Below are 24,488 nucleotides of genomic sequence, written 5' to 3'. Positions count from 1 at the left end.
TTGGCAGAATCGCTGGGTGCAGCTTAAAAAGGAAACCAACGCCTGCTGCCGTGAGGCTTTATCAAGAGCGGCTCTGTAACATTGCGTGTAACTTCTCTTCTCGTTTTTTGATTTTCCCCCAACTTAACAATGCACCCACCACCCCCAACTTCCTATTCGTAGGTTGGTCGCGGAGCAAGCAGTTCGTAAACGAAGAAGACGAGTAAGGCGCTGCCGACGGTGACGAAGACGGCGGTCATGCCTTCTGGCCCAAAGGTGTCCAGCATAATGCCGATGATAAGTAAGCCGATCATACCGCCCAGTGAGTCCATGATGGAGTGGCTCATGTTGGCGGTCATTTGGTCCTGCTTGCAGAATCGATCGCCTAACGAGGCTAATCCAATTCCGTAAATTCCACCTAATGAACCGCCCCAGAAAAATAACAGGGTGAGCGCCAGCCAGTATTGGGTGTAGATGGAAATAGAAAGGTACACGGCGCAAACGACAGAGCAGAAGAGGCAGACCAGCACGATGGTGCTGCGGTTGATGAGCGAAGAAAGGGTGCTCATGAGCATACCTAAACTGACACTACCGATCATAAACATAGTGAGTAGTAACTGTGATTGGGGTTCACTTAGGCCATTCTGCATACCGTATAAAGTAAGAAAGCTGGGCAAGCCAAAGAAGCTGATGCCACCCACAAAAGCCGCGGTTAAGATGACTTTGGCATGACGAAAAGCGAATAAGAAGCGTACCTTTCCCATTTCTTGTGTGGTGCTTTGTTGTTTGCGCATCAGGATGTAGAGGCATAACGGAATACAGGTAATGAGCGTGCCGAGTTCAAATGGCCAAATTCGGTTAAGCCAAGGCATTTGTAGAGCAACAGGGCCTAATGCAATACCGCAAGAAAGCGACGAAGAAAAGAGTCCCATGAATAGTCCTTTCGACTTTCCTTGAGCAAGCATGTTTAACCAAGTTTGTGTGATCACCAGTGTTAGGCCTGTGGATAAACCGTAAAAAAAGATGCAAAAGAGCCATAATGGGTAATTGGTACAATAGCTCATTAGGAAAAGACTGGCAGCTCTGGCTAGGGTGAAAATAACCAAAGAATTAAATAGTCCCCATTTTCCTATGCAGTGTGAAAGAGGGCGAAACAGCAGTAACATGCCAACGATTTCAAATGACATGGCGGTGCCAATCATGGTGTTGTCATAGCCTTGGCTTTGCATTTGAACAGGTATGGTTACATAGTTTATACCCGATGAGAGTTGCACGAATAAGGTGCATAAAATCAATAAAATAGGCGCAACTTTTGTCATTCTGCTTTCTCCTTAATGATTCGCCACAGCATGCATATTTGACCACTTTCATTGAGACTAAATTGGCAACCCATATTGTGTAAGTGGTTGATGGTGGTCTTCAGGTTAATCTCTGTAACAGTGTTATTTGCTATGAAGGCTGGATGAGACAGGGTGTTGCCGGTATTACTAAAGAGCTTTTCAAGGAGTTCTGGTTCGAGAATGGATTGTTCCGGGGTTGGTTCTTCTTGGTTAGTTGAAGTTTTAAATACTGTGGTTAACTGCCAGGCATCCAGACCTTCTTCCGTCAGACTGGTTTCTCCGATAAGGGGGATTTGCAGTAGATCCGAAAGCTGACGGTGAAAAGTTAACAGCTCATCTGCAAAGAATTCTGAGCTGAATAAGGCGTCGGTGTCTAATGGAAAATGCCAAATATGGTGGCTATGGCAACGGGATTGTGTCGCACTGTTGAGCGTCTGGAACCAGCTTTGTACTGACTGTTTAACTGGTTTTTGTGTGAAGGGTTGTAAGCTTTGTGAATATTGGTATAAGGCAATGCGCAAGGCCATATTACTGATGTTATCTGGTTCAGTAAGGGGGCTTTGCAGGTAAAAGTAATGGATAAGTCCTGATAGGGTATTGTTCAGTTCGTCGGCATGAGATAAGCGTTTTGTGGTGTCGGCTTCTTTCTCCTGACTGGAATTGAGGTGGTTCAAATGGGAGCGACGAATCCACCATACTGTTAATCCAAACACTAAGCCTAGGAACACAACGATAATTTTGGCTTTATCAAACACTCTGTTAATGGGCATTAGGCGAGCGTAAAAATGACTTAGTTCTAGATCCATTGCCAGAACACCGATGAATTCACCTTGGTTGTCGTAGAATGGCGAGTAGCCACTAATGAAGGTTCCCCATTGATCTTTGTAGGGGGTGGATGAGGTCATAATCTTATGTTCTTCTAACGCCGTTTTTAGTTCTGGCGGGGCGTCTGTGTAAGGTGTCATTAAGGCGGGCGGCTCATCTGGTATGCCATCACCATCGGCGTCATTTTGTGGGCTGGGGTTTACCATAAAGTAAACCGTGCCGTTTCTTAAAATACAGGTGTAGATATAACGAATGTTGGGGGTTGCTTCGCGAATGCGCTCCATTTGGTTGGCGGCATGCTGATAGCTTGGGTCAGCATCAGTGGTTTGGTCATCAAATGAAGCATGTAATTTGCCATCTAGTGTGGAAGCCGATGCACTGACCGATGAAATCAAACCAATTTTAATTTGCTCCTCTAGGGCTTCGATGGATTTTTTATAGAGTAAATTAATAGTAGTGCCCAGTAATGCAATGAAAATGGCACAACAGAGAACGGATTCGATCGTCGTTTTAAGGGTATGTGAGTTTTTCATAATAGGTTATCCAATCTTGCGAGAATCAAAATGGAAAATAGATAAAAGCCTGGAAAGAGGTATCGACAGTAGCGCATGATGTGCTCTGTTTTATGGCCACCTTGTTCCCGCACTTTGATGAAGATGATGATGAGAATGGATGCAAAGATGCTTAAGTAACCCATAATAATCATGCGTTGTATGAAGGTGGTGTATGGCAACCTAGGCAGTATGTTGCTGGTATAAAAGGTGTAGGCAACGACGGTGAGCATCATGGTAAAGGAGGTGTTGATGCGCTCCGGAAACCCTTTGATCCAGAATACCGACCAACTTGCTGCGACAATAATTGAAAGCGGAAGAATAAACTGCCACAAGTAATAGTCGGCTTTGCGTTGTGCTTTAATACTGATTTTCAATCGTGAGAAGAAAGTTTTTTCAGCATCGTCAAGGTGGTGATAAACATGCTCGCTTATGGTGGCTTGAGGTTTGCCTTTTATTTCCCATTCACTAAGCGATTTGTTGTCCGGCTCTTCTAGAAAAACATGGGCTTTACCAAAAGTGAGTTGATTTTTTTCGTAGGAAAAAGGTTCCATGATGATTTCAAAGTTTTGATCGTCAAATGGAAAACGTCGAAAATCCATTTCGGTAGAGAAAGTGCCCTGAAAGCGTTCGTTGTAAGTGATTTCCCCAGTACTAGAAAAAATGAGGCGTTTGTTCGCTGTTTGTTGTTTACCTACCGTATTGATGAATTCAAAGGCCGGAAACCAGATATTGCCATCACCGATAATCGTATCTGCCGTTTGATTTTCATAGATACGCTGTCCGGTTTTAGGTTTTAAGGGGTTAGTTGTATCTTGCCAAGATGCGACCAAATAACCGTCTATTTTATAGGTTTGGTCGATTGTATTAATGCCATATATTTTGTTAATTGAAATGGAAACATTAACGATATTTTTTGCGTATATTGGCGCAGCAAAAAAGTATCCTACGAATATTATGGTTAACCATTTTAAGTGTCTTTTCATTATGTGTTCTCCTTGGTTTATTTGAAAAAACCAAAATAATTGGCAGTAAGAGGATGTTGGATACTTTTTGGCTTCTGAAAGGCATAGGGAGTCGATAATTCATCCAGTAGCCTGTCTAACATGTGCTGGGTGACATGACTTAGTACAACGACGTGACTCATTCGTTGGTTTTTACCTTTTACCTCAACGTCGTCTTGAGCCAATGAAAATTGTCGATTGATCTTATCGTTTGGTGTACTAAAACGGACGATGTTCGAGCCATTAGGTTTTGGCATGACTATGAGATTTGGTTGGAATTGAGCAAGTCTTGTTAGCTGCTGGTGAAGGTAATTAGCATTGTGCTCGTTTCTTATGGCGATTTTCTTTAAACCTTGAGTACCAAGCGTCGATAATCTTTCCCATAAATAGAGTGCATAGATGCCTTGTCTTGAGCCTGAAACGGTTGAATCTCGTCCAGCAATGTAACTTGGTCGATGTGGCGAGCCTACTTTAAATTTTTCGCGCATTAAAAATATGCCACAGGCCCAAGGGGCTCCAATCCATTTATAAGGACTAGAGCAAATGGACATGACATCTGGGTGGCGAAATTCATAGGGATCTTGTGAAATAGCAAACGGATCGTCTTTTAGATAAGGTGAAAAATTGGCTGACAAGGCGCCGTCTACGTGTATCCAATAACGTCGATCAAATTCACTGTTGTTGCCTAATATAGGTTTTAAGTGGTTGATTATTCGGTTTATCGCGTCACTCCCACCGCTGAATGTTGTGCCGTGATTAAGAATCAAAATGATGGGATAGTCTCGCTCAAGGAAGAAGGCCGCAATTCGGTAGAGATCTTCTTCTTTCACCGCACCAGATTCTTTTGTCGCAAGGGCTTGTTGCCAGTTGCCTTGATTAATTGGGCAATCACCTAAATAGGGGCCAGCGTCATTGAAAGTGCTAAGGCCTAGAATTTGGCAGGACTTTTTAACCGAGTAGTGTGTTGCCTCAGAGTAGATAACGACGGGCTTATTTTTTGTCTGAACGGCCTGATGGTGGCCTTCTACTGCGTACCCATTTAGGTAGTCTCTTGCGTTCCAGAGGGCATATAAGTTTCCTTCGGTGGAGCCCATGGCAGTGGTATGACCCCAATAGCTTCTTGGGGGAAAGGAAGTAGAGAACCCCCACAAGCGAGCATAATAATCAATGACGGCCCGTTCAAATTGTTTGGCGTTTATTTCGTAGGAACCGTCTTCAAAGCCATCACCAAGATTGAGTAGGTTTAACGTTAGAAAGGGCAGCAATGAAGATGAAAATTGCACATCTTGATTCGTTTGATAACCAAGAAAAAGCTGCTTTTTCTCACTCATATTCTCGAAAAAACGGGTGAGTAGGGTTTCTTTTTTAGCGTGTGTAAGGCCTTGTTCGCTAATGGCTAATTGTTCAGGGTAAATCATATTAGGTACGAATCCATATGGAAAAAGATGTATCTAATCTATGTTCTATAAGGCCTGTTTACACGGGTGAATGTGGCTAAAATACAGCAGGATCAAGGGACTTTAGTGAGAGCCTATGACTGTGACTAATAGTGGGTAGAGTTAAGAGGTTTAAGAAAAATATTTTAAAAAGCGGCTAATAAAAAACGCTTATCAGCGGTTTTTTTCATTTGACTTAATCTCGCTATCTGAGTGCTTCCACTGAGACTACTGTCGATGACATAAGCACATTGAGTGTTATTGTCTAGTGGTTGGAAATAGTGCATGTCTGCGTGGCTGACGCTGCCCCATAACCCTATTAATAAGATGACATCGTCCTGTGGTAATGCTTGTCGGAGCGCTGTGACCCGTTTGGCATCAGTGTAAAGTTTGTCGCGTTCTTTTTTTATGGGGAGATCGTTTTCGTGGAGCATGTGAAATTCAATCCAAATACTTTTGTTGGCTGTGGTTAATTTAAGGTCTGCTTTTGAAGCAAATCGTTTGTCACAGCTTTCTACCAAGTCGCTTTTTATGTTGTATTTAAAGTGTTCCTCACCTTGCTGATATTGAGCTGCAAAGTCGATGTGGTTTGCTTGAACCGAGTCCGCAAGAGGTTGGCTTAAATCTAATGCCATCCAGGCACGAATAAAGGGGTTCGTTTGTGGGAGCTTGGCAATCTGATTGGCTTTTTTAAAGTCATATCTGCTAGCCAATTGAGCGAGTAGTGTCTGTTGTAGCATCGAGGTCCCCTTTTTTTATGATGTAGGTTACTGGGTTGAATGCGGCGTGATGCCGCATTTTTTTATGGTGTTGCGCTTAGTCGTCTTGGTTGTCTGGAGCACCAAGCCCTAGAGCGGCCGTGGCAGAGTAATCCTTATTTTTGCTGTATTGGGATAGGTTTTCTATAAAGCGATTGATCAGTTGTTCGGCGGTATTTTCGTCGATGGTTTTTTCACTAATATAGGTATCGATTTCAGTACGAATGTGTCCGCCTGTTAAATCGTCTTTTTCCCGTTGAATGATGATGGCGTAAAGGGCCTGACAGAATGCAAAGGAATCCGTTTTACTATAGATACGGTGCTGTCTTCCGGTATTACTGCTGTTTGGGTATCGAGGTTCGGAATAAGATACGGTGTAAGGTTGAGTTCTTGGGTCGTTGCCGATCATCTCCTCACATGAGAAAAGCACGAAATCGGTTGAACGGTATTTATCTAGCACATCGTTGCAGATTGGGCGGTTTGCTGAAATGGCCAAATTATAGTCGCAGAAAAAGATATCGACGCCTTTGATTAAGCTCGACATTAAAACATTGAACGCGTTTTGTAGGTCGTCCGGAAGCTCGTCTTCTTCTGGCAACTTTTCAAATTCTGCAGATTTTACCATGTAAGAGCTACGCCAACGGGCGAGCAGCTCTACGCCGTTTGATTGATCGCGATATTTATAGGCGACTTTGTAGCCACTGTCGAACATGTCTTCGACATTGGGTTGGTCGGTAAGGAATGCAAATTTACGTCCGTCTGACGCTTCACATAAACGAAATAATAGCTGACTCATGGAGTTCTCCTGTTAGATAGTGACTCTTAGATAGTGACGTTGGCAGGATATAAAGCTTTGCTGTTGGTTACTCGGAGGAGCTATTTATAAAAGCAGGGAAATAGATTATTCGATGTGATGTGTTTTATTAATTTTCAATATTCCATCAAATATGGGTTTGAAGAGTCTCTTTAATGTTACTGGCAGTGGGCGGTTTATTGCTTTCTTTCAGTTTCTTTTTCGTAGTGATTTTGGTCTGTGGGTCTTGAGGCAAGAAAACACGAAGGAATACCGGTTAAATAGCGTAAATTTGGACTGGTTTGGCTTGTGGTGGTAGGGGCTTCATGCGAAATGGAAGCGGTGACAGTGTCTTGCACAGCAGGGGCAATGTCGTTTGTATCGCTGGTGGCGTTAATGGTGCTGTTAGAGTCGTTCGCTGTTTCTGTTCTTTCTGCTCTTGCGCTTTCTTCGGCAGTAACACTTTGTTTTTCTTTTGAGGTTGTTTTTTCTTCAGCGGTAACACTTTGCTTTTCTGTGTGTATTGTTTTTTCTTCGACAGTAATATTGGGTTCACTGCCTTTTTCTTGGCCATCAGGATCTGTTTGGGGTGTTGACCCTGTGAATACTTCTAGCGGTAAATTGCTTAAGCTAAGTGATAAATTATCGATAAATTGCTGGTATGGATTACAGCGATAATCGAACGTGGCCAGAGTGCTAGATTGCTCACTCGTCGTTTTTGCAGACGGGGCTGTGTTCTGAGCTTTTGTTTGATCCTCCGTTGCACTCATACCTTTTTTGTTAGGTACACTTTTTTGGTGTACTGGTTTCGATATAATTCGATATCTATAAATTACTCTTATAAATCGACGTTTTGGCTTTTTCATAATGATTCTCTAAGAAAATATAGAAGTAAGCTACGCGCTTACTTCTATAGGGCGTTTTTATACCATAGTTGACTATGCTAACTATTTGCCAGAGCGCTATGTCATGATGGTTAGATAAGGCCTTTTGTAAGGGAACTAATAGCATCATTGACGAGTTTTTGAATAACCGCTTTTGCTGCAATTTGTTTGGTTAACATTTCGGCTTCTAAGATCGCCTTTTCTCTTTCCATTTCGATATCGAACTCTTCTTGAGAAATAAGATTTTGCTCTTTTGCTACAAGCAAGTTTTGAAATGATGTTTGTTGTTTTTCCAAACTTTCTTTTAAAGCCTCACCTAAAGTATTTTTTAGGGAGGAGTCTTCTAATTTATCGAGTGTTGTCGCAACGAGATGATCAAATGTGGGGTTCATGGTTATATCTCCTATTGTCTTTTAGCAAGTTCGCCTACGATCATAGTGTTCATTAAACGTTGATATTGGCTCATTCTTCGTTTAATCATAAAATCGGATATCGAGTTTTGTTTTTTATGTATTGCCATGTCTTGCTTCCATAAAGAAGCTAATATTCTCGTTTGTTTTAAGGTTTCTTCGTTTTTTTCTCGTACTTCCTGGCGTCGTTCTAGACTTCGTATTTGCACATCAATATCCAAGTAGGCCGAAGAATAGTGAGTAAAACTCCGGTCTTTTTCTGGTACTGACTGTAAAATCAAATAGAAGTGATCAATTTTTTGATCAATTCTTTCCATCTGCTCCACCGTCTTGTCGTCATAGGGAGAAATCATTTCTACGGCACAACCTGACGTTAGAAAAAGGCAGAGAAGAAGAAAGTGAGTAATAATTAATCTTTTCATAATAGTCCTATGAATAATATTAAATGAGATTTAAATAGTACTTTAAGATGCATATGAAAAACTCAGGTTAACTCATGCTATTTTCCCCAAGATATTATTTATCTTTAATTATATTTTTTATCTTTATTAAAGATTTGAATGAATTTTATTTGATCAGTGCTGTGGTCAAAGGGGGAATTATGAAAGATATTAAGAAAGCGCTTAAAATTGCTCAAAAAACGCTTAAACCAAAACCTCAGAAACCAAAATTAACACCAGATCAGTTTAAGCAATTAACTAAGGTAAATATGACGCTCAATATGGTGTTACAAGGGAAGCTGACCTTAAAAGATTTGAGTGATGATACTCAAGATATGTTATTGAAACTTGCTAAAACCTTTATAGAAGAAGCGGCCAAGAAAGCAACTAAGAAGATTGATCCTTAATATTCGTGTTATTGGAGGGAGCGGACTGTCGGCGGATACTGTCAATCAACTTATCAAGTATAGTGAATAACACTTCAATGCTGTAACCTGCTAAAAAGGCGAGGGCCATTGGGGATAGTGCCATTTCGCCCATATTAGGTTTAAGAAACCAACCCGTAATCATTCCTGCCAGGCAGCCTAGTGTTAATCGTAAACGATAGCCTATTTCTCTACTGGATGTATAAGTCAGGTTACGCACCTGTTGTAATAATGTCCGAAGAACGAAAATTAATGCGCCTAATAACCCATAAATAAGGGGGAGTAGGTAGTTCTGCAGCATTTGCACAAAGGATTGTGCGGCAATTAGGTTCGTTGAAAATGCAATGCCAAGATCACTGTCTGATGTATTATCGACAGATACTCTTTTTAATTCTAGTTCCTGCCCAAGCATCCATATATGGTTCCAGTCTTTTAATAATAGGTAGTTCGCTTCAATTTCAACCGGAATCGAATTGGTGATGGGGGGAGAATAATCGGCTAATGTTTGAATTAATGTATAACCAAATAGATAAAACATCTGGATAGCCAGTAAGAATATGAGGGTCAGCACCGTATAATAGCGATACCATGTAATGGTTTTTGACGCTGTTGGGTGGGAGAGTTTTCCGCTGATTTTATCAGGTACAACCGCTTTAATACTTTCTATTGTCACTGGATAAACTTGACGAGCGAGTCGGTCATAGCAATGTATGAGTTGGATTTCGTCGCTGATTGTCCAGCTATTATTATCGACTTTAGCGCTGACACTGATGATGCCTTTTGCTATATCGTTATTGATCGTTAAGTTCCCGTGACGCGCGACATATTGCAAGAGTCGGCGGCCATCTTCAGCAAGCATAGTAAGCTCTTTATTGGACGATGTTGCTTTTATTGATGCATCGTTTGCCACGGGATTTTTCTCTTAATTAATGGTTATGTTTGTAATTAGTAGTGGTAACAGGATACTTCGTTATCTAGGTAATTGATGAGTCTGCATCCACCCTGAGAATTGTTCCAAATGGCTTTGGGGCTGTTAAAACTGTACTCGTTTTGTTCTAAATTGGCTTTGTTGGTATAAATTCTTAGAGATGAATAAGCCTCTAGCTTAGTGTCTTCTGGGAAATGAAAAATATGATTGTTTGTCAATGCTTCTAAACGCCAACCAGATAGCATTACATCTTCATTAGAGATATTGCTTATCTCGACAAATTCATCACCTTCATTACGAAATTCCTTACCATTGAAATTCATATAACTAACGATTGTTTTGCTATTTGCATTGTCACCATAAGATAGGATTGAAACAGTGCGTCCTTCATCATCAAACAAGGTTCCGGTATCGCCTCGATTATTCCAAATCGGTCTATTTGTATTAAAGCTATGCTCGGTATTGCCAGCTGTGTCTATGCAAATAGTGTCGTTGGGTGCAAAGACGCTGCTATCAGGAAAAATATAAACTTGCTTTGGTGATCCTGCCTGAATTCGCCAGCCGCTAATGTCTATCGCCAAGTCACTGTAATTTCGAATAGTTACGGACTCATCTTTAGGCGTCGGGTTGCCTTTAAAGTCAATATCTTCAATTTGAACTTGGCTTAAAGCCTGTATTTTATTGAGTTTTTTCCAGTATTCACCGGCTTTCTGTCGTGTTACTGGCAAGCAGGATGTGAATGAATTGAGCAATTCGGAGAGTTCTTTATGTAGGTTTTTATTGAAAAAAGACATGATTTTTTCCTTTTGGTTTAAGTGTTTTTTTAATATATATTTATAGTGAGTTGGCTGATTCTTTTAATTTATCAAACATGACTTTTTGGTTGCTGTTATCAGCAAAAGCAATGGTGTTTGATATATAAATATTTTGTTTTGTGTCTAGGCTTAAGACACTTGCTCTACCTGTACTTCCCCAAAAGGTATTAACCATAATGCGGTCCTCCGAGGGAATATCATGTAAAATTTTTGATTGATAATGTAATATCTTAGTAGAGCCTTCAGGAAGGTTTGATTGATCTTGGTAATCATCCATGTCTAGTTTTAAGTTGACATAGTTGTCTTTACTAATATTAACTCTAAGTAAGGCGACAGGTCTGAGAGAAGCGCTTGCCCGTCCATTGTTCGTTGCGACAACACTGACATCAAAGAAGCTGTAAATGTCTCTTTGTTCTTTTTTTAATTTGGTTATTTGGGTGTCGATGGCTTGAATATTATCTCTTAGTTTTTCTACACGAATTTCATTTTCTGAAATGACTTCAATTAAGTCTTCTTTAACATCAGATAGTAGAAAGTTTAAGGCATCTGTATTAATTGGAGCCCCTTTGCCTTTTTGAAAGTGCATATCAGCATAATCACGAGTAATTCTTAATACTTGTTTTTCGTAATATCTTGCTTCGTCATCATCAATATAATTTCGTAGAGACCAGTCTTTTATTTCTCCTACCCGAAATTCGATCAATAAGTGTGCTTTATCCTTTGGGTTCAAATACTTGTTTATTGTAGCAATATGCTTACTTAATATAGACTTGGTTTCGGTAATATTCTTAATGTCCATCTTGGCTTTATTGAAGGCAGCATTAATGGTTTCTATTGAAAATTCAGGATAGTTTATTTTGTCAGCCCGGTTGCCGTTTTTATCAAATGTATAGAAGAGATCCTCATCCAAATAAGGTTTAAGCAGTTGCAGCTCATCCGTTGAAAGTGGCACTTTAAAGTCACTTGAATTAATACGACGGATCTCTGTTATTTCGATATGAACATCCGGCTGCTCCACGAAATAAATTTGCCAAATGGGAATGATGGCAGCAGATAAAATACCTAAGATAGAAAGGCTAATCGCCTTTACATGTTTTCGTATCATTTCGTTCATGGTTTTAATCGACATGATCTTTCCTTGTAGACAATCCTTTTGGATCCATCGTATTGGTTATTTATTCAGGTGTTAGCAGTGTTTGTTGTAAGCACTTTCTAACTTTTCATCGTAGTGATTCTCGGCATAGCTCGGGCCGTTGTAATAACGTGCGAAGGTCGCCCAATCTAAGTTTTGGATCGCTTCGAGTAGTCGACTGTTTGATTTGATGAAATGGACAAATGCTATGAGGTGATGTCGTTCTGCCAAAAACATATCTCTGACAAAGGATTCGACGTCGTCATAGCCTGCGGCTTGGTGGTTGAAGCCCATGATTTGATAGCGTCCAAAAGAAGCTGATTTGAGTGCGGCAGTACGGTCAAGTTTCATGGCTGCTTGTAGGCGCACATATTCTTTTTCACCGCCAATATACAAAGAGCGATCCCATTTTGCAGATGAGATCTCGGGGTGAGATTCATCAAAGCGATGGTCACTGTATTTTGAAAACTGATGGGCTTCGAACAAGATACAAGGCGCATCATTATCGAAGTAACCGCTGCCTGATGATTCCACTTCAGAAACGGCTTTAATGGCCGCTACTTCGCAATTTAATAGCGCTGCCGCATCATGATAATCTTCGTTCTTTAAGCCTTTTTCTGGCACAATTTTTGGTAAGAACAAATCTAATGTAGAAGAGGGTTTTTGAATGGCTTTGTTTAACGCTTGGTGAGTTTTTCCATTGCAACTGATGAGACTATCTGGGTTTTTAAAACCTAGAATCTTTTCTTGCATAAGTGCTATGGCATGGCAGGTTTTTGATGCACTTTCATCCGCACCAAGCTCTCCGTCTTCGGCTAAAGGTTCATTAAGACCAATTTTTTCTTGAATGGCATTTAGGGCTTTTTGTATGTTTAATACATCTTCTGTTTTATTTTCTCCACCAATACCAACGGATGATAAAAGAACTAGTTCAGACATAATCTATTCCTATTAAGCTATGAATTAGTCTTAAATCTTAAAGAGAGCGGTCACTTGAGAATTGGGGAAACAGGGGGATTTATCAGGCTAATCAATGGGGAAGAGAGGAAGAGCCAAAACGCCCTATTCACGGTTTCTACAAGAAGTCGTTGCTCGATTACCAGTGTGGTTATGTAAGAAGTTTTAAATTCTCTAGTTTTTTGATTTGATTGCAATACTTTGAGAAAGGCTAAATGTCTACTTTCAAAGCCTGAACTATTTGCTCATACATCTCATCCACCGCTGCTGATTTTTGTGAGCGTTTGCTACGAAAGACAGCCACGTCCATTGCTGTCAATTTAGGTAAGTCATATTCCGCGGGTAAGTTTTGTAAGACTTGCAACTCGGTAGGAACACTGCAACGAGTCAAGGCGGCGACGGCTAATCCACTTTCCACGGCGGTAAGCTGGCCTGCAAGCCCTGAGCTTTTATAGACGATGCGATACGCTTTGTTAGCCTTATTTAAGGCCGACAATGTTTCCATTTGCGCCATGCTGCCTGCTTCGTAGACCGCAATAGGTAGAGGATTGCGCCGCCACACTTCGTATTTTGAAGCCCCCACCCAAACGAGTGGCTCGTGAAAAAGTAACTCGCCATGTTCTGGTTTGTCGCGAGAGATTAGTGCGATATCCAGTTCGTTGTTCTTGATACGTGGAATAAGAGAGGTGGATTGCTCACAGGTTAATTCGATTTCTACGCCCATATAACGGCTAGTAAAGTGTCGTAATATGGGGGCTAGGTACATGGCATAGTCATCTGGAACACCGATGCGAATGAGTCCCGTCAATTGTTTGCCAAACAGGGCGTCATAGCCCTCAGACTGTAATTCGAGCATGCGTCGTGAGTAAGTGAGTAATTCAATGCCTTTGGATGTGACCTCTAAATGGCGAGGCCCTCTGGATAAAATAGCCGTACCAATAATGTCTTCTAACTTTTTGATATGCATGCTGACGGCGGATTGAGAACGATGCACTAAAGGCGCGGCGGCGGATAAAGACCCCGTATCGACCACCGCCACAAAGGTTCTTAACCAGCTTATTTGTAAGTCAGGGTAATTCATCAATATCACCTATTCGTTTTTCGAATGATTGATTAGTAAATTATACGTTTTACTCTTTTATATAACTGAGCGACGCTTGCTGCAAGACAAAAGGTATCAACAAACGGAGGGGTTAACATGGTTTCTGAAGCGGCAGGTGTAAAAGCGGGTTCTTCGACTTTATCGGTGAGTCGAGGCTTGCTCTATGTGTCCTTTGCCGCCATTGCGTGGGGTACGGGTGGGGCTGTCGCGGCCATTCTCTATCGCAATGGGCTTGGGCCAGTTGCTGTGTCGTTTTGGCGCTTCGCCATTGGTATGTTCGTTCTTGCTATTGTGGCAGTTATTATGAACTCGAAAGAGAAAAGACGTGCCATGGGCGCTTTCATTCGTGAACGCTGGGGGCGGATGGTAGTTATTGGTATGGGCTTAGCGATTTACCAGACCGCTTATTTTGCCGCAGTACAATATAGCGGTTTAGCAGTGGCCACCATAGTGACGTTAGGGTTGGGACCAATTTTGATGGCTATCGGTTCTTATCTGACAATGGGTGAACGAATCGGCTGGTCGGGTGCACTGATCATCGCCTTTGCTATTTTTGGCCTTGCTTTGTTGACGGGTGGCGGAGAGATTGGATCTCATTCACTATTAGGATTGGCTTTTGCTTTCCTATCTTCTATTTGTTACGCCTGTGTGACGCTTATTACCAGAGCGATGGGACGGTATGCTTATATTGATCAGTTTAATGTGACCTTTTTTGGCATCGTTATCGGAACCCTTTGTCTGCTGCCATTTGCCTTATTTGAGGGGCTAACTTCTCGCTCAGGCACTATTTTTCAGAGTGTGGTTTTTCTCAGTTATCTAGGTGTGGTGCCGACTGCTGCCGCCTATATACTATTCAATGCAGGTCTTTCTTCTGTCCGAGCCACAACGGCATCGGTGATGGTTCTTATTGAGCCTGTCACTGCTGCGCTGATTGCCGTGCTATTTTTGGGCGAGACACTGACGCCTATCGCGGTGTTTGGTGTCATTATTTTAATGTCATCCGTTGTTGTTTTAGCGCTTTCTGAACGTCATGGTGCGTTGGTCGTGGCTAAACAAAAAGTGAGTTAAGAAAGCGTATTTCGCAATATCGTCCAATCTTTTCTGTTTGTGATTGGTTAGTCTATTGTTATGGATTGGGCGAGTTTAGAGAGGCTTGTGATGTCGGCAGAAAATCGGTTTCAGTTTGCTAAAAGTGCGGCCCTCGATGAGGTGATGTTGCTGGAAGCCTCTATGAGCGATTTTTCCTATGGTACTCATGCCCATGAGGAGTTTTCTTTTGGGGTGACATTATCGGGCCGTCAGGATTTTTTTACTTTAGGCGAACATCATAAAAGTTATTCTGGCAATGTGATTGTGTTTAATCCAGAGGACGCCCACGACGGTCGTTCTGGGGCTGACGATCCGCTTCACTACAAAATGTTGTACATTCATCCTGGCCAGTTAAATCCCATGCTGGAAAGCGCTGGCGTGCGTAGAGCTAAGGACGTTCGCATCGAGCATCCGGTGCAAAGTGACCCCATGTTAAAACATCATATTTTGCGTTTGGCTGCTTTGGTTGAAAGCGACATGTCATCTGCGCTCGAATATTCGTCTGTGCTGTTTGAATTTGCCGAATATTTGGCGCGCCGAAAAGGAGTGGTGATGGAAGCGAAACGACGGGTGAAAGACCCTGTTTTTGAGCGAGTCCGAGACTATTTGCATGCCCATGTTAGTGAGGAGTTCTCCCTCGATGAATTAAGCCAAGTGGCGCATATGTCGAAATACCATTTGTTGCGTTGCTTTCGGGATTATTTTGGGATGACGCCCCATCAGTATTGGCAAAACTATCGAATTAACCGTGCCAGAGAAGCATTGGAACTGGGGATGCCATTGGCTGATGTGGCCTTTGCTTTTGGTTTTACCGATTTGAGTTACTTTAATCGGCGTTTTAAGCCCATGTTTGGGCTCACACCTTATCAATTCAGGCGTACTTTGCTGCGCAGTTAGTCGACACACCTTTACCTGTTTCTAATTTTTATCAAATTATTATTTGAGGGATTCCTATGCTCGCAATCATCATCTACGCCTTTGGGGTTATGTACAGTCCTGGTCCGGCCAATATGCTCGCGCTTTTTGCTGGCATCAATGGCCAAGGTTGGCGTGCTTTTCTGTATTGCGTTGGTGTGGGGGTTGCTATGTTGATCTTATTTTTACTGATCGGCTATCTTGGTAGTGAGATTATTCCTAAAGAATATCAATCGGTTATTGCTGTTGTAGGCGGAATGTATATTGCCTACCTTGGCGTAAAAATCCTTAAAGCGAGCTTCCAAAAAGAGTCGTCTACAGCCAAAGAAACGTCGGTGAGTTTTAAATCGGGGATGGTATTACAGCTTTGTAACCCCAAATCGCTGGTCGCCATCGTGCCCATTGTGACTGTACAGTTTCCGCGAGCGCATGTTGAAGGTGGACAGATAGCACTTTGGTCATTGGGGCTTTCTATTATGGCTTGTGGCGCACCGAGTGTGTATTTGTTGGCGGGGGCGCGTCTTAAAAAAGCGGCAATGAACCCCAAGGTGATGGCTTGGATTAATCGTGTGATGGCCTGTTTACTCTTCTATGTGGCTTATCGGTTTATTTTTAATGTTTAAGGCATACAGAATGGGTGAAAAATAACAATACAGATGATCTGTATTGTTATCTGTATGTCTTTTTAATGATCTGTCTGCGTCTGTTCGGTTGGTGTAAATGCACTTAACATTGTTCTCTCACTCACCTAATTTAGTAAATGAGGTTGATATGATCATCATTGCGTTATTCCAACACATTTCTAGTTGTTTACAACGTTATACGACTCGCAAAAAACTCAGCGCATTATCTCATCACTTGCGTAAAGACCTTGGCATTATGCAAGACAGCTTTGAGGCGGAAGTGAGTAAAGGCAATGTGTTTACTTTGATCAAAGAATTGATTGCTGCTCCTCACTTAGCGGCCGCAAAAAAGAACCGCACTGAGGGGAAGTAGGAGACTCCTTGCTCTCAAAATAGAGCAAGGAGTTTTTTTGTTTAGTCCTCAAATGTGCCTTTTATTTGCGTTACGCCATCTTTTACATGGCAAACACCTTTCGCAAAGGTGTGTTGTATATCGAGGTTTCCATCAAGAATTAAGAAGTCAGCGTCTTTTCCGAGCGATATTTCGCCTTTGTCATTTGCCAATCCTAGGCATTGAGCTGGTGCTTGAGTGAAAGGAATAACCGCGTCAGTGATCGACATACTTCCGACCTGAATCATTTCTTTTAGCTGATAGAGTAAAGAGCCAAATCCCGCTACTTTTAGACCAATTAGCTCGCGTTTTTCATTGAATATCGGCACAGAGCCATTACCGTCAGAGCTAATGCAAACTCGGCTAGTATCAATGTTTTGTGCTTTGCAGCGAGTGAGAAACGTGGATGCTTTAACGCTGCCTGTCGCACCTTTGTCTGGGTTAATGCCAGCGGTCAAATCAACAAAACCACCTTGCTTCAACCATTCCATACCTTGATCTGCCAGTAATTCGGTGCGATTGACGTGAGTCGGGATGAACTGAGAAACTGGAATGTCAGACTGTTCTACTACCTCAAACAGCGGCCCAAAGCCTTTCTGGGAATTGCCAAGATGTACGACAACGCGACCACACTTTCCAGAAATAAGACCCGCAACGCGGGCTTCTGAAGCCATGCGAGATAGTTCTTCGATTGTTGGTTGTGAAGAACGATGGTCGGAAAGTGCGGTTTTTAAGCCAATGACTCGGTCAATAAAAACAATATCTCGCTGAATTGATTGAGTAATTGTTTCGGTTGGAACCTTGTAGCCGCCAGTAAACATATAGGCGCTTACACCTTCGGTAGTCAGGGCTTTTGTTTTAGCGTACAGGCTTTCATTGTGGCGCGTTGCACTGTCTGTTCCCAATAAACCAACAACCGTGGTAATGCCTGCTCGTGTTAAATGACTGAGTAGCACTTCGGGCGTACGAGTGTGATAACCGCCTTCGCCACCGCCACCGATCAAGTGTACATGACCATCGACAAAACCAGGGATGAGTGTTTGTTCTTGTGCATCAATAATATTGATATCAGCGATGCCTGTGATATCAATCTTGCTTTCTATCTTTAAAATTTTGCCCGCAGCGATCAAAATATCTTTGATACCAAGTGCCTCAGGTGCATACACATTTGCATTTTTGACGAGAGTGAACATATATAAGACCATAATGGATACATTTTGTTGGTATTTTTATATTAAATGGGTACATTAATCAAGTTGCTATCGTCTATATTTCTCTTGTCTACAGTCGCAGATATAACGACTCTATGTTAAAATCTTGTGCGTATTTTATGCGGTTTTATTCAGAAACTTCATTAATCTCAATTAGATAGGCTTTCATGAGCGAAAATAACAAGCAAAAAGCAGTACTGTCAGTTACGGAAGACATACGATCTAAGATATTGGACGGGACTTATCCTGAAGGTATGGCGCTTTCGCAAGTGGATATTGCCAGTACTTATCAAGTTAGCCGCACACCAGTGCGCGAAGCCTTGCAGATATTGGCAGGAGAAGAGTTGGTTGAAATTCGTGATACAGGCAGGGCAACGGTTACAACAATTTCCCCGGAAAGTTTCCTTGAAAAATGTGAGCTTAGAGCTTTAATTGAAGTAAAATTGCTAGAATTATCGATTCCTTTAATGGGCACTGAAGATATTGCAAAAGCCCGTGAAATCAATGAAAGTCTGAAAAAATGCGCACCTGAAGAGTGGACGCCATTGAACTATCTGTTCCATGAAGTCTTATATAAACCAGCCAATCGTCCTTTGATGCAAAATGTGATCAAAGACCTGCATCATCGCCATTACGCGCGCTTAAAGTCTTTTATTTTGAGTCACCGTAATGCGCCGCGCTCATTGCGCGAACACGATGAATTGATAGATCGATGTGAACGCCAAGACATAGAAGGTGCTTGTTACGCGCTGGAAAGCCATATCATGATGAGTGCTTATGCACTGGCCGAACAGTTAAAAGCACAGCAATTAAAACGTCGTCAAACCGCTTCACTTTAAACCTTCCAGTATTAACAGCATGTATTTTCTCGATGGTCTTTTCAATAGTCTTCTTAGGGATTTTCCTTAGGAAGGCATTGTTATTCGTCTACCAAATTTCTTGTACCTATGCTCCTTATTTGGGCTTAGCCTTATCTTATTTTGAATTATGTATGTTCTAAATTCTGTAATTTACTTGAATTTATGTATCCATTTATTCATTATTGACTATTGATATGTATCCAAAGTATTCTTTATTTGTCACATCGGAACTCAATATAGGATTACAACAATGAAAAAACTAATTGCGACTGCGATCATTGGTGCTGGGTTTTTATCCGCTAGTGCTTCGGTTTACGCAGCGGACAAGCTAGAAGAAGTAAAAGCACGTGGGGTCATGAAGTGCGGTATTCATCCTGGTAAAGCGGGTTTTTCAACGCCTGATACAAAAGGTAATTGGACGGGATTGGATGTTGAACTTTGTAAAGCTGTTGCTGCAGCTGTATTTGGTGATGCCTCTAAAGTTGAGTTCATTACAATGAACTCGCGTAACCGTTTGACGGCATTAGTGACAGATGAAATTGATATGTTGGCGCGTTCTACCACTTTCACCGCAACACGTGATGGTTTGAATGGTGTTGATGTCACCACACCTTGGTTCTATGACGGCCAAGCCTTGATGGTTAAAAAAGAATTAGGTGTGAATTCTATTGAAGAATTAGACGGCGCGACTATTTGTACTTATCCAGGTACGACGAGCGAGAAAAACATTAACGACTATTTCGAGTCGCGTGGCTTAAGTTATAAAGCACTCATCGTAGAGGGTAGCGCAGAATCTACCGCTGCTTATCTAGCGAATCGTTGTGATGCAGTGACCAATGATGCTTCAGCACTGGCAGCCGATCGCCAAGGTATGCCAGATCCATCGGCAAACGTTATTTTACCTGAGCGTATTTCTAAAGAACCACTTGGTGCTTATGTCAAACAAGGCAATGATGAATGGCGTCAAGTCGTCACTTGGACGGCAATGGCATTGATTGAAGCAGAAGAGCAGGGCGTTACTCAAAGTAATGTCGATGAAAAACTAAAAAGCACAAAACCTGATGTTATGCGCTTACTTGGCACTGAAGGTAGTTTAGGTAAGAACTTTGGCTTGGATGATAAATGGGCTTACAACGCCATTAAAGCAGTAGGTAACTACGGCGAAATCTTTGACCGTAACTTAGGTAAGGATTCCGCGCTTAAGTTTGATCGCGGCTTAAATAACATTTATACCAAAGGCGGTCTGTTATACGCCTACCCGTTCCGTTAATCATAATTTGAGCCAGTTTGCTCTATGCAAGCTGGCTTTTCATTGTCATTAGCGTTTGAAAGCTCTACTTGTAAGCACCATCTATGGCAGTTGTTTATGCATTCTTTTTTATATAACCGAAAAGTTCGAGACACTCTGATACAGCTCATATTTTTTGCAGTCATTTGTTTTGGAATTACCTATCTTGCCCTAAATGCTGCGACCAATATGCGCGATGCGGGTTTGACTAGCGGCTTTGACTTTCTTTTTCAGCGAGCAGGCTATGATATTAGCTATAGCTTGATTCACTACGATCCAAAAACCTCTACGCATTTAATGGCGTGGGCAGCCGGTATGGTCAATACGATTGCGTTTGCTGTTGTAGCTATCTTATTAACGACTGTAATGGCTTTGTGTTTGGCTGTTATGCGTTTGTCGCAGAATTTCTTATTGTCTAAAGTATCTCTTTGCCTTGTTGAATATGTTCGTAACGTACCTATTTTGGTTCATATTTCAGTTTGGTATACCTTGTCGCTGATGCTGCCAAGTGTGCGTCAGGCGTTTAATTTTGGTGATGTGTCGTTTCTTTCAAATCGTGGTTTATCTATTCCTAGCGTGGAATGGAATTACGGTTTGTTGGCGTCTTTAGTGTTTGCTGCGTTATGGATTGTTTTGTGCTTTTTTGTCAAAAAAAGAGTCTCTACAACAGGGCGACGTATTATCTCTGTACTGCTTATGACAGTCGTTTTGGTGGTGTTGGCAAGCCTTGTATTTACGCCTGTTGTTAGCTTTACCACACCTAAATTAGTTGGCTTTAACTTCAAGCATGGTTGGACGCTTCCTCCAGAATTTATAATGCTTATCATTGCAGTAAGTACTTACTCTGCGGCACATGGTTCAGAAGTCATTCGAGGCAGTATCTTGGCTATTTCAAAAGGTCAAATGGAAGCCGGTTTAGCGCTTGGTGTCAGGCCTAATATTGTGATGAATAAAGTGATTATTCCGCAAGCTCTGCATTCTATTATTCCACCAATGACGTCTATTTATATCAACGTATTAAAAGCCGCGGCATTAGGTTCGGTGGTTGGCTTTATGGACATTATGGGCACCATGGGTGGCAGTAGTTTAAATATTACAGGTCAAGCCATTGAGTGCATTGTGATTGTGATGGTGAGTTATGGGATTTTGAATCTGATACTGGCGGCCATTATGGGACGTTTCAACAAAGCTATGCAGTTGAAAGGACGATAAGATGAATCATCAAGCGAGCATTGAAAAAATCACTGGCAAACCAATTGAAGCGAGAGCGAAAAAAGAGGTTCCTTTTAGCTTTAGTCGAGTTACGGTGTGGATAAAACGTAACCTTTTCAACACTTGGTTAGACAGTGTAGTTACTTTGGCTCTTATTGCACTCTTGTGTTTACTGTTGCCAAAAGCCTTAGATTGGTTGTTTTTTTCCGCCACCTTCAGTGGAACAAACCGCGCAGATTGCGCACCGGGAGCAGCGTGTTGGATTCCGATTCGACAATACATGGATTATTACATCTATGGGCCTTTTCCTGAATCAGAGCAATGGCGAGTGAATTCGGCGTTTGCTGTTGGGCTTTTTGCCTTTCCTTTATTGTTTAGTCAACGAATCCCGCAAAAATGGATTGTGGCTTATATTCTCGTTTTGCCTGTTGTGCTTTGGTTGTTGCTTAAAGGTGGTTTTATCTTTGAAGACATTTCAACCAGTGCGTTGGGTGGTCTGACTCTGACCTTCTTCTTGGGCATTATTGCCATGTGCTTATCTTTGCCAGTGTCTATTTTGTTGGCACTTGGTCGACAATCTCAGTTACCCATCTTGCGCTGGGCTTGCACTGGCTACATCGAGATTATTCGCTCGGTGCCTGTGATTACCTTCTTGTTTATGGCGTCTTTAGTGTTGCAGCTTTTTTTGCCAAGCGGTGTGTCTATCGACGTATTGTTCCGAGTCTTGTTCGTGCTGATTTTCGTTTCGGCTGTATATAAAGCTGAGATCATTCGTGGTGCGATCCAAGCCGTGCCAAAAGGTCAAATTGAAGCGTCCTATGCGATGGGATGTGGCTACTGGAAAACGATGGCATATGTGGTTATGCCGCAAGCATTACGTAATTCAGTCCCTGCGCTAATCACCAACTTTATTGGTTTATTTAAAGAAACTACCTTGGTGATGATTCTTGGCTTATTAGAAGTGATGGGGGCGATTAATGCGACTTTTCATAACGCGGAATGGCTTGGCCTTCATGCAGAAGGTCCAATTGTTATTTCGGCGTTTTTCTTTATCGCTTGTTTTTCTATTGCACAGTACGGCGCATATCTAGAGCGACGTATCAAACGCACAAAACATTAATTGGAATGCATTATGTCTGAACAAACAGTAGTAAAGCTGGATCAAGTTAATAAATGGTACGGTAAATATCATGCACTGCGCGATATCGATTTAGCAGTTGCCAAAGGCGAAACCATTGTGATTTGTGGACCTTCTGGTTCGGGTAAATCTACCTTGATTCGTTGCCTTAATAATTTAGAGCAACACGATGAAGGAGATATCACTATTTGCGATATCACCATTAGTGACAATGTTAAAGACATCGAGAAAATTCGTCGTCATACAGGGATGGTGTTTCAGCACTTTAATCTTTTTCCTCATATGACGGTGTTAGATAACTGCACCTTTGGTTTGCGTCATGTGTTGGGTATGCCATTGGTTGAGGCAAATAAAATTGCGCGTGATTTGCTTAATAAAGTTAAAATTGGTGATCAAGAGCAAAAGTATCCAGGCCAACTTTCCGGTGGTCAGCAGCAGCGCGTTGCTATTGCCAGAGCGCTCACTATGTCTCCTGACATTATGTTATTTGATGAACCAACCTCAGCACTTGATCCCGAAATGATCTCTGAAGTGTTGGAGATTATGCGTTCATTGTCAAAAGACGGCATGACGATGATTTGTGTAACTCACGAAATGGGTTTTGCCAAAGAATTCGCGGATCGAATTGTCTTTATGGAAGCGGGCAGTGTCATTGAGATATCACCTCCAGAAGAATTTTTCGTGAAGCCAAAAACAGAGCGGGCCAAAGTTTTCTTGGATCAAATTCTAGCGCATTGATTTTTTTGGTTTTAGCAATGAAATTTAAAGTTTCTTATCCAACTCGATAAGAAGTGGACCATCTCCTCCCAGGGACAGGTCTTTTTAAGCAATTCAGTTTAGGCTGAGTTGCTTTTTTTTGTCCTGCTGTTTCTATTGGTGGTGAGATACAATAAGTACTCTTGCAACCATAAACTCTTATTCCAACGTCATAAAATACACACATCTTGAGTTTATTCTACTGGTTGTGAGCCGTGCCAAATTATGTGATCAGGCTGAAATAAAGGCCGACTATATCGAGGAAGTCGCATGTTAAGATTTTTTAGAATTCGCAATGGAATAATTCAAGAAATTTCCAAAGAGGATGAGAATTTTACTACTCTTCAAAAAGAAGCGAACTGGATTGATGCTGCAGAACCCGATGACGATGAGCGATTGCAGTTAAAGGAATTATTAAGAACGGATCTTCCTGAATCCGATGATGTTGAAGAAATCGAAGCTTCTGCACGTTGTTTTGTCGATCAAGCAGGCATTCATGTGCATTCGCTATTTTTAAATCAAACAGAAGGACGTCATAAGACCTCAACGGTTGCTTGTATCTTGCAACAAGACAGATTAATCACTATTCGCGAGACCGAGTTAGCGGACTTTCGATTATTGAGAATGCGTGCTCGTCGAGGCCACATTGTTGTCGACTCACCGGCTCATCTGCTGGTGACTTTGCTTGAGAATAAAGTCGAAAACCATGCAGATACGCTAGAAGATTCTCATCGACAGTTGGAAGACGTAAGTCATCTAGTATTGGAAGACAATGAAACAGAGCTGGATACTATTATCGAAAAATTAGCACGTCTAGAGGACAGTAATGGAAAGATTCGTCTTTGTCTGATGGATACGCAGCGTAATATTTCTTTTCTTTTGCGTCACTTGCCTAATCGACAAGACTATTCAGAAACGTTACGAGAGGTGATGCGTGACGTGGAAACCTTGATGTCTCACACAACTTTCCTGTTCGATAAAATCAACTTTTTGATGGATTCAACGCAAGGTTTTATCAATATTGAGCAGAACAAAATTATCAAGATCTTCTCCATTGCTTCGGTGGTGTTTTTGCCACCAACTTTGGTTGCCAGTATTTACGGGATGAACTTTAAAATCATGCCAGAGTTGGGCTTTGATTACGGTTATCCTGCCGCGTTAGGTTTGATGGTCTGTTCAGCATTTGCACCTTATTGGTACTTTAAACACCGTGGCTGGCTGTAAAT

Annotated in this window: 26 protein-coding genes; 11 read left to right on the top strand and 15 right to left on the bottom strand. The window is 41.8% G+C overall.

Annotation, left to right across the window (positions count from 1 at the left end; translation table 11 throughout):
* Positions 1-152 precede the first annotated feature (152 nt).
* The 9 genes from C0J08_RS20125 to C0J08_RS20085 form a co-directional block, all read right to left on the bottom strand.
* Positions 153-1,298, bottom strand: a complete 1,146-nt coding sequence (locus tag C0J08_RS20125) for an MFS transporter (RefSeq protein WP_212653676.1) — start codon at positions 1,296-1,298, stop codon at positions 153-155.
* The gene (locus C0J08_RS20120; RefSeq protein ID WP_212653675.1) at positions 1,295-2,677 is read right to left on the bottom strand and encodes a PDC sensor domain-containing protein; all 1,383 of its coding nucleotides are present in this window, start codon (positions 2,675-2,677) and stop codon (positions 1,295-1,297) included. Before C0J08_RS20120 ends, C0J08_RS20125 begins: the two co-directional genes overlap by 4 nt.
* Positions 2,674-3,681 carry a ligand-gated ion channel gene (locus C0J08_RS20115; protein WP_212653674.1) on the bottom strand — a complete coding sequence of 336 codons (1,008 nt, stop codon included), beginning with the start codon at positions 3,679-3,681 and terminating at the stop codon, positions 2,674-2,676. The genes C0J08_RS20120 and C0J08_RS20115 overlap by 4 nt, the downstream gene beginning before the upstream one ends.
* A gap of 17 nt (positions 3,682-3,698) precedes the next feature.
* Positions 3,699-5,117 (bottom strand): pyridoxal-dependent decarboxylase, encoded by a 1,419-nt coding sequence (locus tag C0J08_RS20110; protein ID WP_212653673.1) that lies wholly within the window; start codon positions 5,115-5,117, stop codon positions 3,699-3,701.
* Positions 5,118-5,281: 164 nt separating this feature from the next.
* On the bottom strand, positions 5,282-5,875 hold the full coding sequence (locus C0J08_RS20105; protein ID WP_212653672.1) for a hypothetical protein: 594 nt from the start codon (positions 5,873-5,875) through the stop codon (positions 5,282-5,284).
* A gap of 76 nt (positions 5,876-5,951) precedes the next feature.
* Complete coding sequence (locus C0J08_RS20100) at positions 5,952-6,689, bottom strand: hypothetical protein (RefSeq protein WP_212653671.1); 738 nt, start codon at positions 6,687-6,689, stop codon at positions 5,952-5,954.
* Between the two features lie 194 nt (positions 6,690-6,883).
* The gene (locus C0J08_RS20095; RefSeq protein ID WP_212653670.1) at positions 6,884-7,552 is read right to left on the bottom strand and encodes a hypothetical protein; all 669 of its coding nucleotides are present in this window, start codon (positions 7,550-7,552) and stop codon (positions 6,884-6,886) included.
* 110 nt (positions 7,553-7,662) lie between these two features.
* Positions 7,663-7,962, bottom strand: a complete 300-nt coding sequence (locus C0J08_RS20090) for a hypothetical protein (protein ID WP_212653669.1) — start codon at positions 7,960-7,962, stop codon at positions 7,663-7,665.
* Between the two features lie 11 nt (positions 7,963-7,973).
* On the bottom strand, positions 7,974-8,402 hold the full coding sequence (locus C0J08_RS20085) for a hypothetical protein (protein WP_212653668.1): 429 nt from the start codon (positions 8,400-8,402) through the stop codon (positions 7,974-7,976).
* Positions 8,403-8,581: 179 nt separating this feature from the next.
* Between C0J08_RS20085 and C0J08_RS20080 the strand changes: the two genes are divergently transcribed.
* Positions 8,582-8,827 (top strand): hypothetical protein, encoded by a 246-nt coding sequence (locus C0J08_RS20080; protein ID WP_212653667.1) that lies wholly within the window; start codon positions 8,582-8,584, stop codon positions 8,825-8,827.
* On the opposite strand, the gene C0J08_RS20075 is transcribed toward C0J08_RS20080, so the two are convergent.
* From C0J08_RS20075 to C0J08_RS20055, 5 genes are all read right to left on the bottom strand, one after another.
* The gene (locus tag C0J08_RS20075; protein WP_212653666.1) at positions 8,808-9,755 is read right to left on the bottom strand and encodes a hypothetical protein; all 948 of its coding nucleotides are present in this window, start codon (positions 9,753-9,755) and stop codon (positions 8,808-8,810) included. The genes C0J08_RS20080 and C0J08_RS20075 overlap by 20 nt on opposite strands.
* Before the next feature lie 35 nt (positions 9,756-9,790).
* The gene (locus tag C0J08_RS20070) at positions 9,791-10,567 is read right to left on the bottom strand and encodes a lamin tail domain-containing protein (RefSeq protein WP_212653665.1); all 777 of its coding nucleotides are present in this window, start codon (positions 10,565-10,567) and stop codon (positions 9,791-9,793) included.
* A 40-nt stretch (positions 10,568-10,607) separates the two neighbouring features.
* The gene (locus C0J08_RS20065; RefSeq protein ID WP_212653664.1) at positions 10,608-11,717 is read right to left on the bottom strand and encodes a hypothetical protein; all 1,110 of its coding nucleotides are present in this window, start codon (positions 11,715-11,717) and stop codon (positions 10,608-10,610) included.
* A 57-nt stretch (positions 11,718-11,774) separates the two neighbouring features.
* Positions 11,775-12,659 carry an N-acetylmuramidase family protein gene (locus tag C0J08_RS20060; RefSeq protein ID WP_212653663.1) on the bottom strand — a complete coding sequence of 295 codons (885 nt, stop codon included), beginning with the start codon at positions 12,657-12,659 and terminating at the stop codon, positions 11,775-11,777.
* 229 nt (positions 12,660-12,888) lie between these two features.
* A complete protein-coding gene (locus C0J08_RS20055) occupies positions 12,889-13,758 on the bottom strand; it encodes a LysR family transcriptional regulator (protein ID WP_212653662.1) in 870 nt (289 codons plus the stop codon).
* A gap of 117 nt (positions 13,759-13,875) precedes the next feature.
* Here C0J08_RS20055 and C0J08_RS20050 point away from each other — a divergent pair, with 117 nt between their 5' ends.
* The 4 genes from C0J08_RS20050 to C0J08_RS20035 all read left to right on the top strand — a co-directional run bounded on the left by C0J08_RS20050 (position 13,876) and on the right by C0J08_RS20035 (position 16,779).
* A complete protein-coding gene (locus C0J08_RS20050) occupies positions 13,876-14,847 on the top strand; it encodes a DMT family transporter (protein WP_212653661.1) in 972 nt (323 codons plus the stop codon).
* Positions 14,848-14,937: 90 nt separating this feature from the next.
* Positions 14,938-15,765, top strand: a complete 828-nt coding sequence (locus C0J08_RS20045; RefSeq protein WP_212653660.1) for an AraC family transcriptional regulator — start codon at positions 14,938-14,940, stop codon at positions 15,763-15,765.
* Between the two features lie 56 nt (positions 15,766-15,821).
* Positions 15,822-16,406: a LysE family translocator gene (locus C0J08_RS20040; RefSeq protein ID WP_212653659.1), complete on the top strand. Its 585-nt coding sequence runs from the start codon at positions 15,822-15,824 to the stop codon at positions 16,404-16,406.
* 97 nt (positions 16,407-16,503) lie between these two features.
* On the top strand, positions 16,504-16,779 hold the full coding sequence (locus C0J08_RS20035) for a DUF1127 domain-containing protein (protein ID WP_212653658.1): 276 nt from the start codon (positions 16,504-16,506) through the stop codon (positions 16,777-16,779).
* 41 nt (positions 16,780-16,820) lie between these two features.
* Here the strand turns inward: C0J08_RS20035 and iadA are convergent, their stop codons facing one another.
* Positions 16,821-17,990 carry a beta-aspartyl-peptidase gene (gene iadA / locus C0J08_RS20030; protein ID WP_249344399.1) on the bottom strand — a complete coding sequence of 390 codons (1,170 nt, stop codon included), beginning with the start codon at positions 17,988-17,990 and terminating at the stop codon, positions 16,821-16,823.
* Between the two features lie 185 nt (positions 17,991-18,175).
* Between iadA and C0J08_RS20025 the strand changes: the two genes are divergently transcribed.
* The 6 genes from C0J08_RS20025 to corA all read left to right on the top strand — a co-directional run bounded on the left by C0J08_RS20025 (position 18,176) and on the right by corA (position 24,486).
* On the top strand, positions 18,176-18,847 hold the full coding sequence (locus C0J08_RS20025) for a GntR family transcriptional regulator (RefSeq protein WP_212653656.1): 672 nt from the start codon (positions 18,176-18,178) through the stop codon (positions 18,845-18,847).
* Positions 18,848-19,118: 271 nt separating this feature from the next.
* Positions 19,119-20,138, top strand: coding sequence for an amino acid ABC transporter substrate-binding protein (locus tag C0J08_RS20020; RefSeq protein ID WP_212653655.1), 1,020 nt, complete (start codon positions 19,119-19,121; stop codon positions 20,136-20,138).
* A 96-nt stretch (positions 20,139-20,234) separates the two neighbouring features.
* A complete protein-coding gene (locus C0J08_RS20015; protein ID WP_212653654.1) occupies positions 20,235-21,368 on the top strand; it encodes an amino acid ABC transporter permease in 1,134 nt (377 codons plus the stop codon).
* Position 21,369: 1 nt separating this feature from the next.
* Entirely contained in the window at positions 21,370-22,488 is a 1,119-nt protein-coding gene (locus tag C0J08_RS20010) for an amino acid ABC transporter permease (RefSeq protein ID WP_212653653.1), read from the top strand.
* 12 nt (positions 22,489-22,500) lie between these two features.
* Positions 22,501-23,244, top strand: a complete 744-nt coding sequence (locus tag C0J08_RS20005) for an amino acid ABC transporter ATP-binding protein (protein ID WP_212653652.1) — start codon at positions 22,501-22,503, stop codon at positions 23,242-23,244.
* Between the two features lie 288 nt (positions 23,245-23,532).
* The gene (gene corA / locus C0J08_RS20000) at positions 23,533-24,486 is read left to right on the top strand and encodes a magnesium/cobalt transporter CorA (RefSeq protein ID WP_212653651.1); all 954 of its coding nucleotides are present in this window, start codon (positions 23,533-23,535) and stop codon (positions 24,484-24,486) included.
* The last annotated feature ends 2 nt before the right edge of the window (positions 24,487-24,488 follow it).

The organism is Marinomonas sp. CT5 (genome assembly GCF_018336975.1).
GTDB lineage: Bacteria > Pseudomonadota > Gammaproteobacteria > Pseudomonadales > Marinomonadaceae > Marinomonas.
The sequence above is the reverse complement of the archived record's forward strand: the minus strand, read 5'-3'. Positions and strand labels throughout refer to the sequence as shown.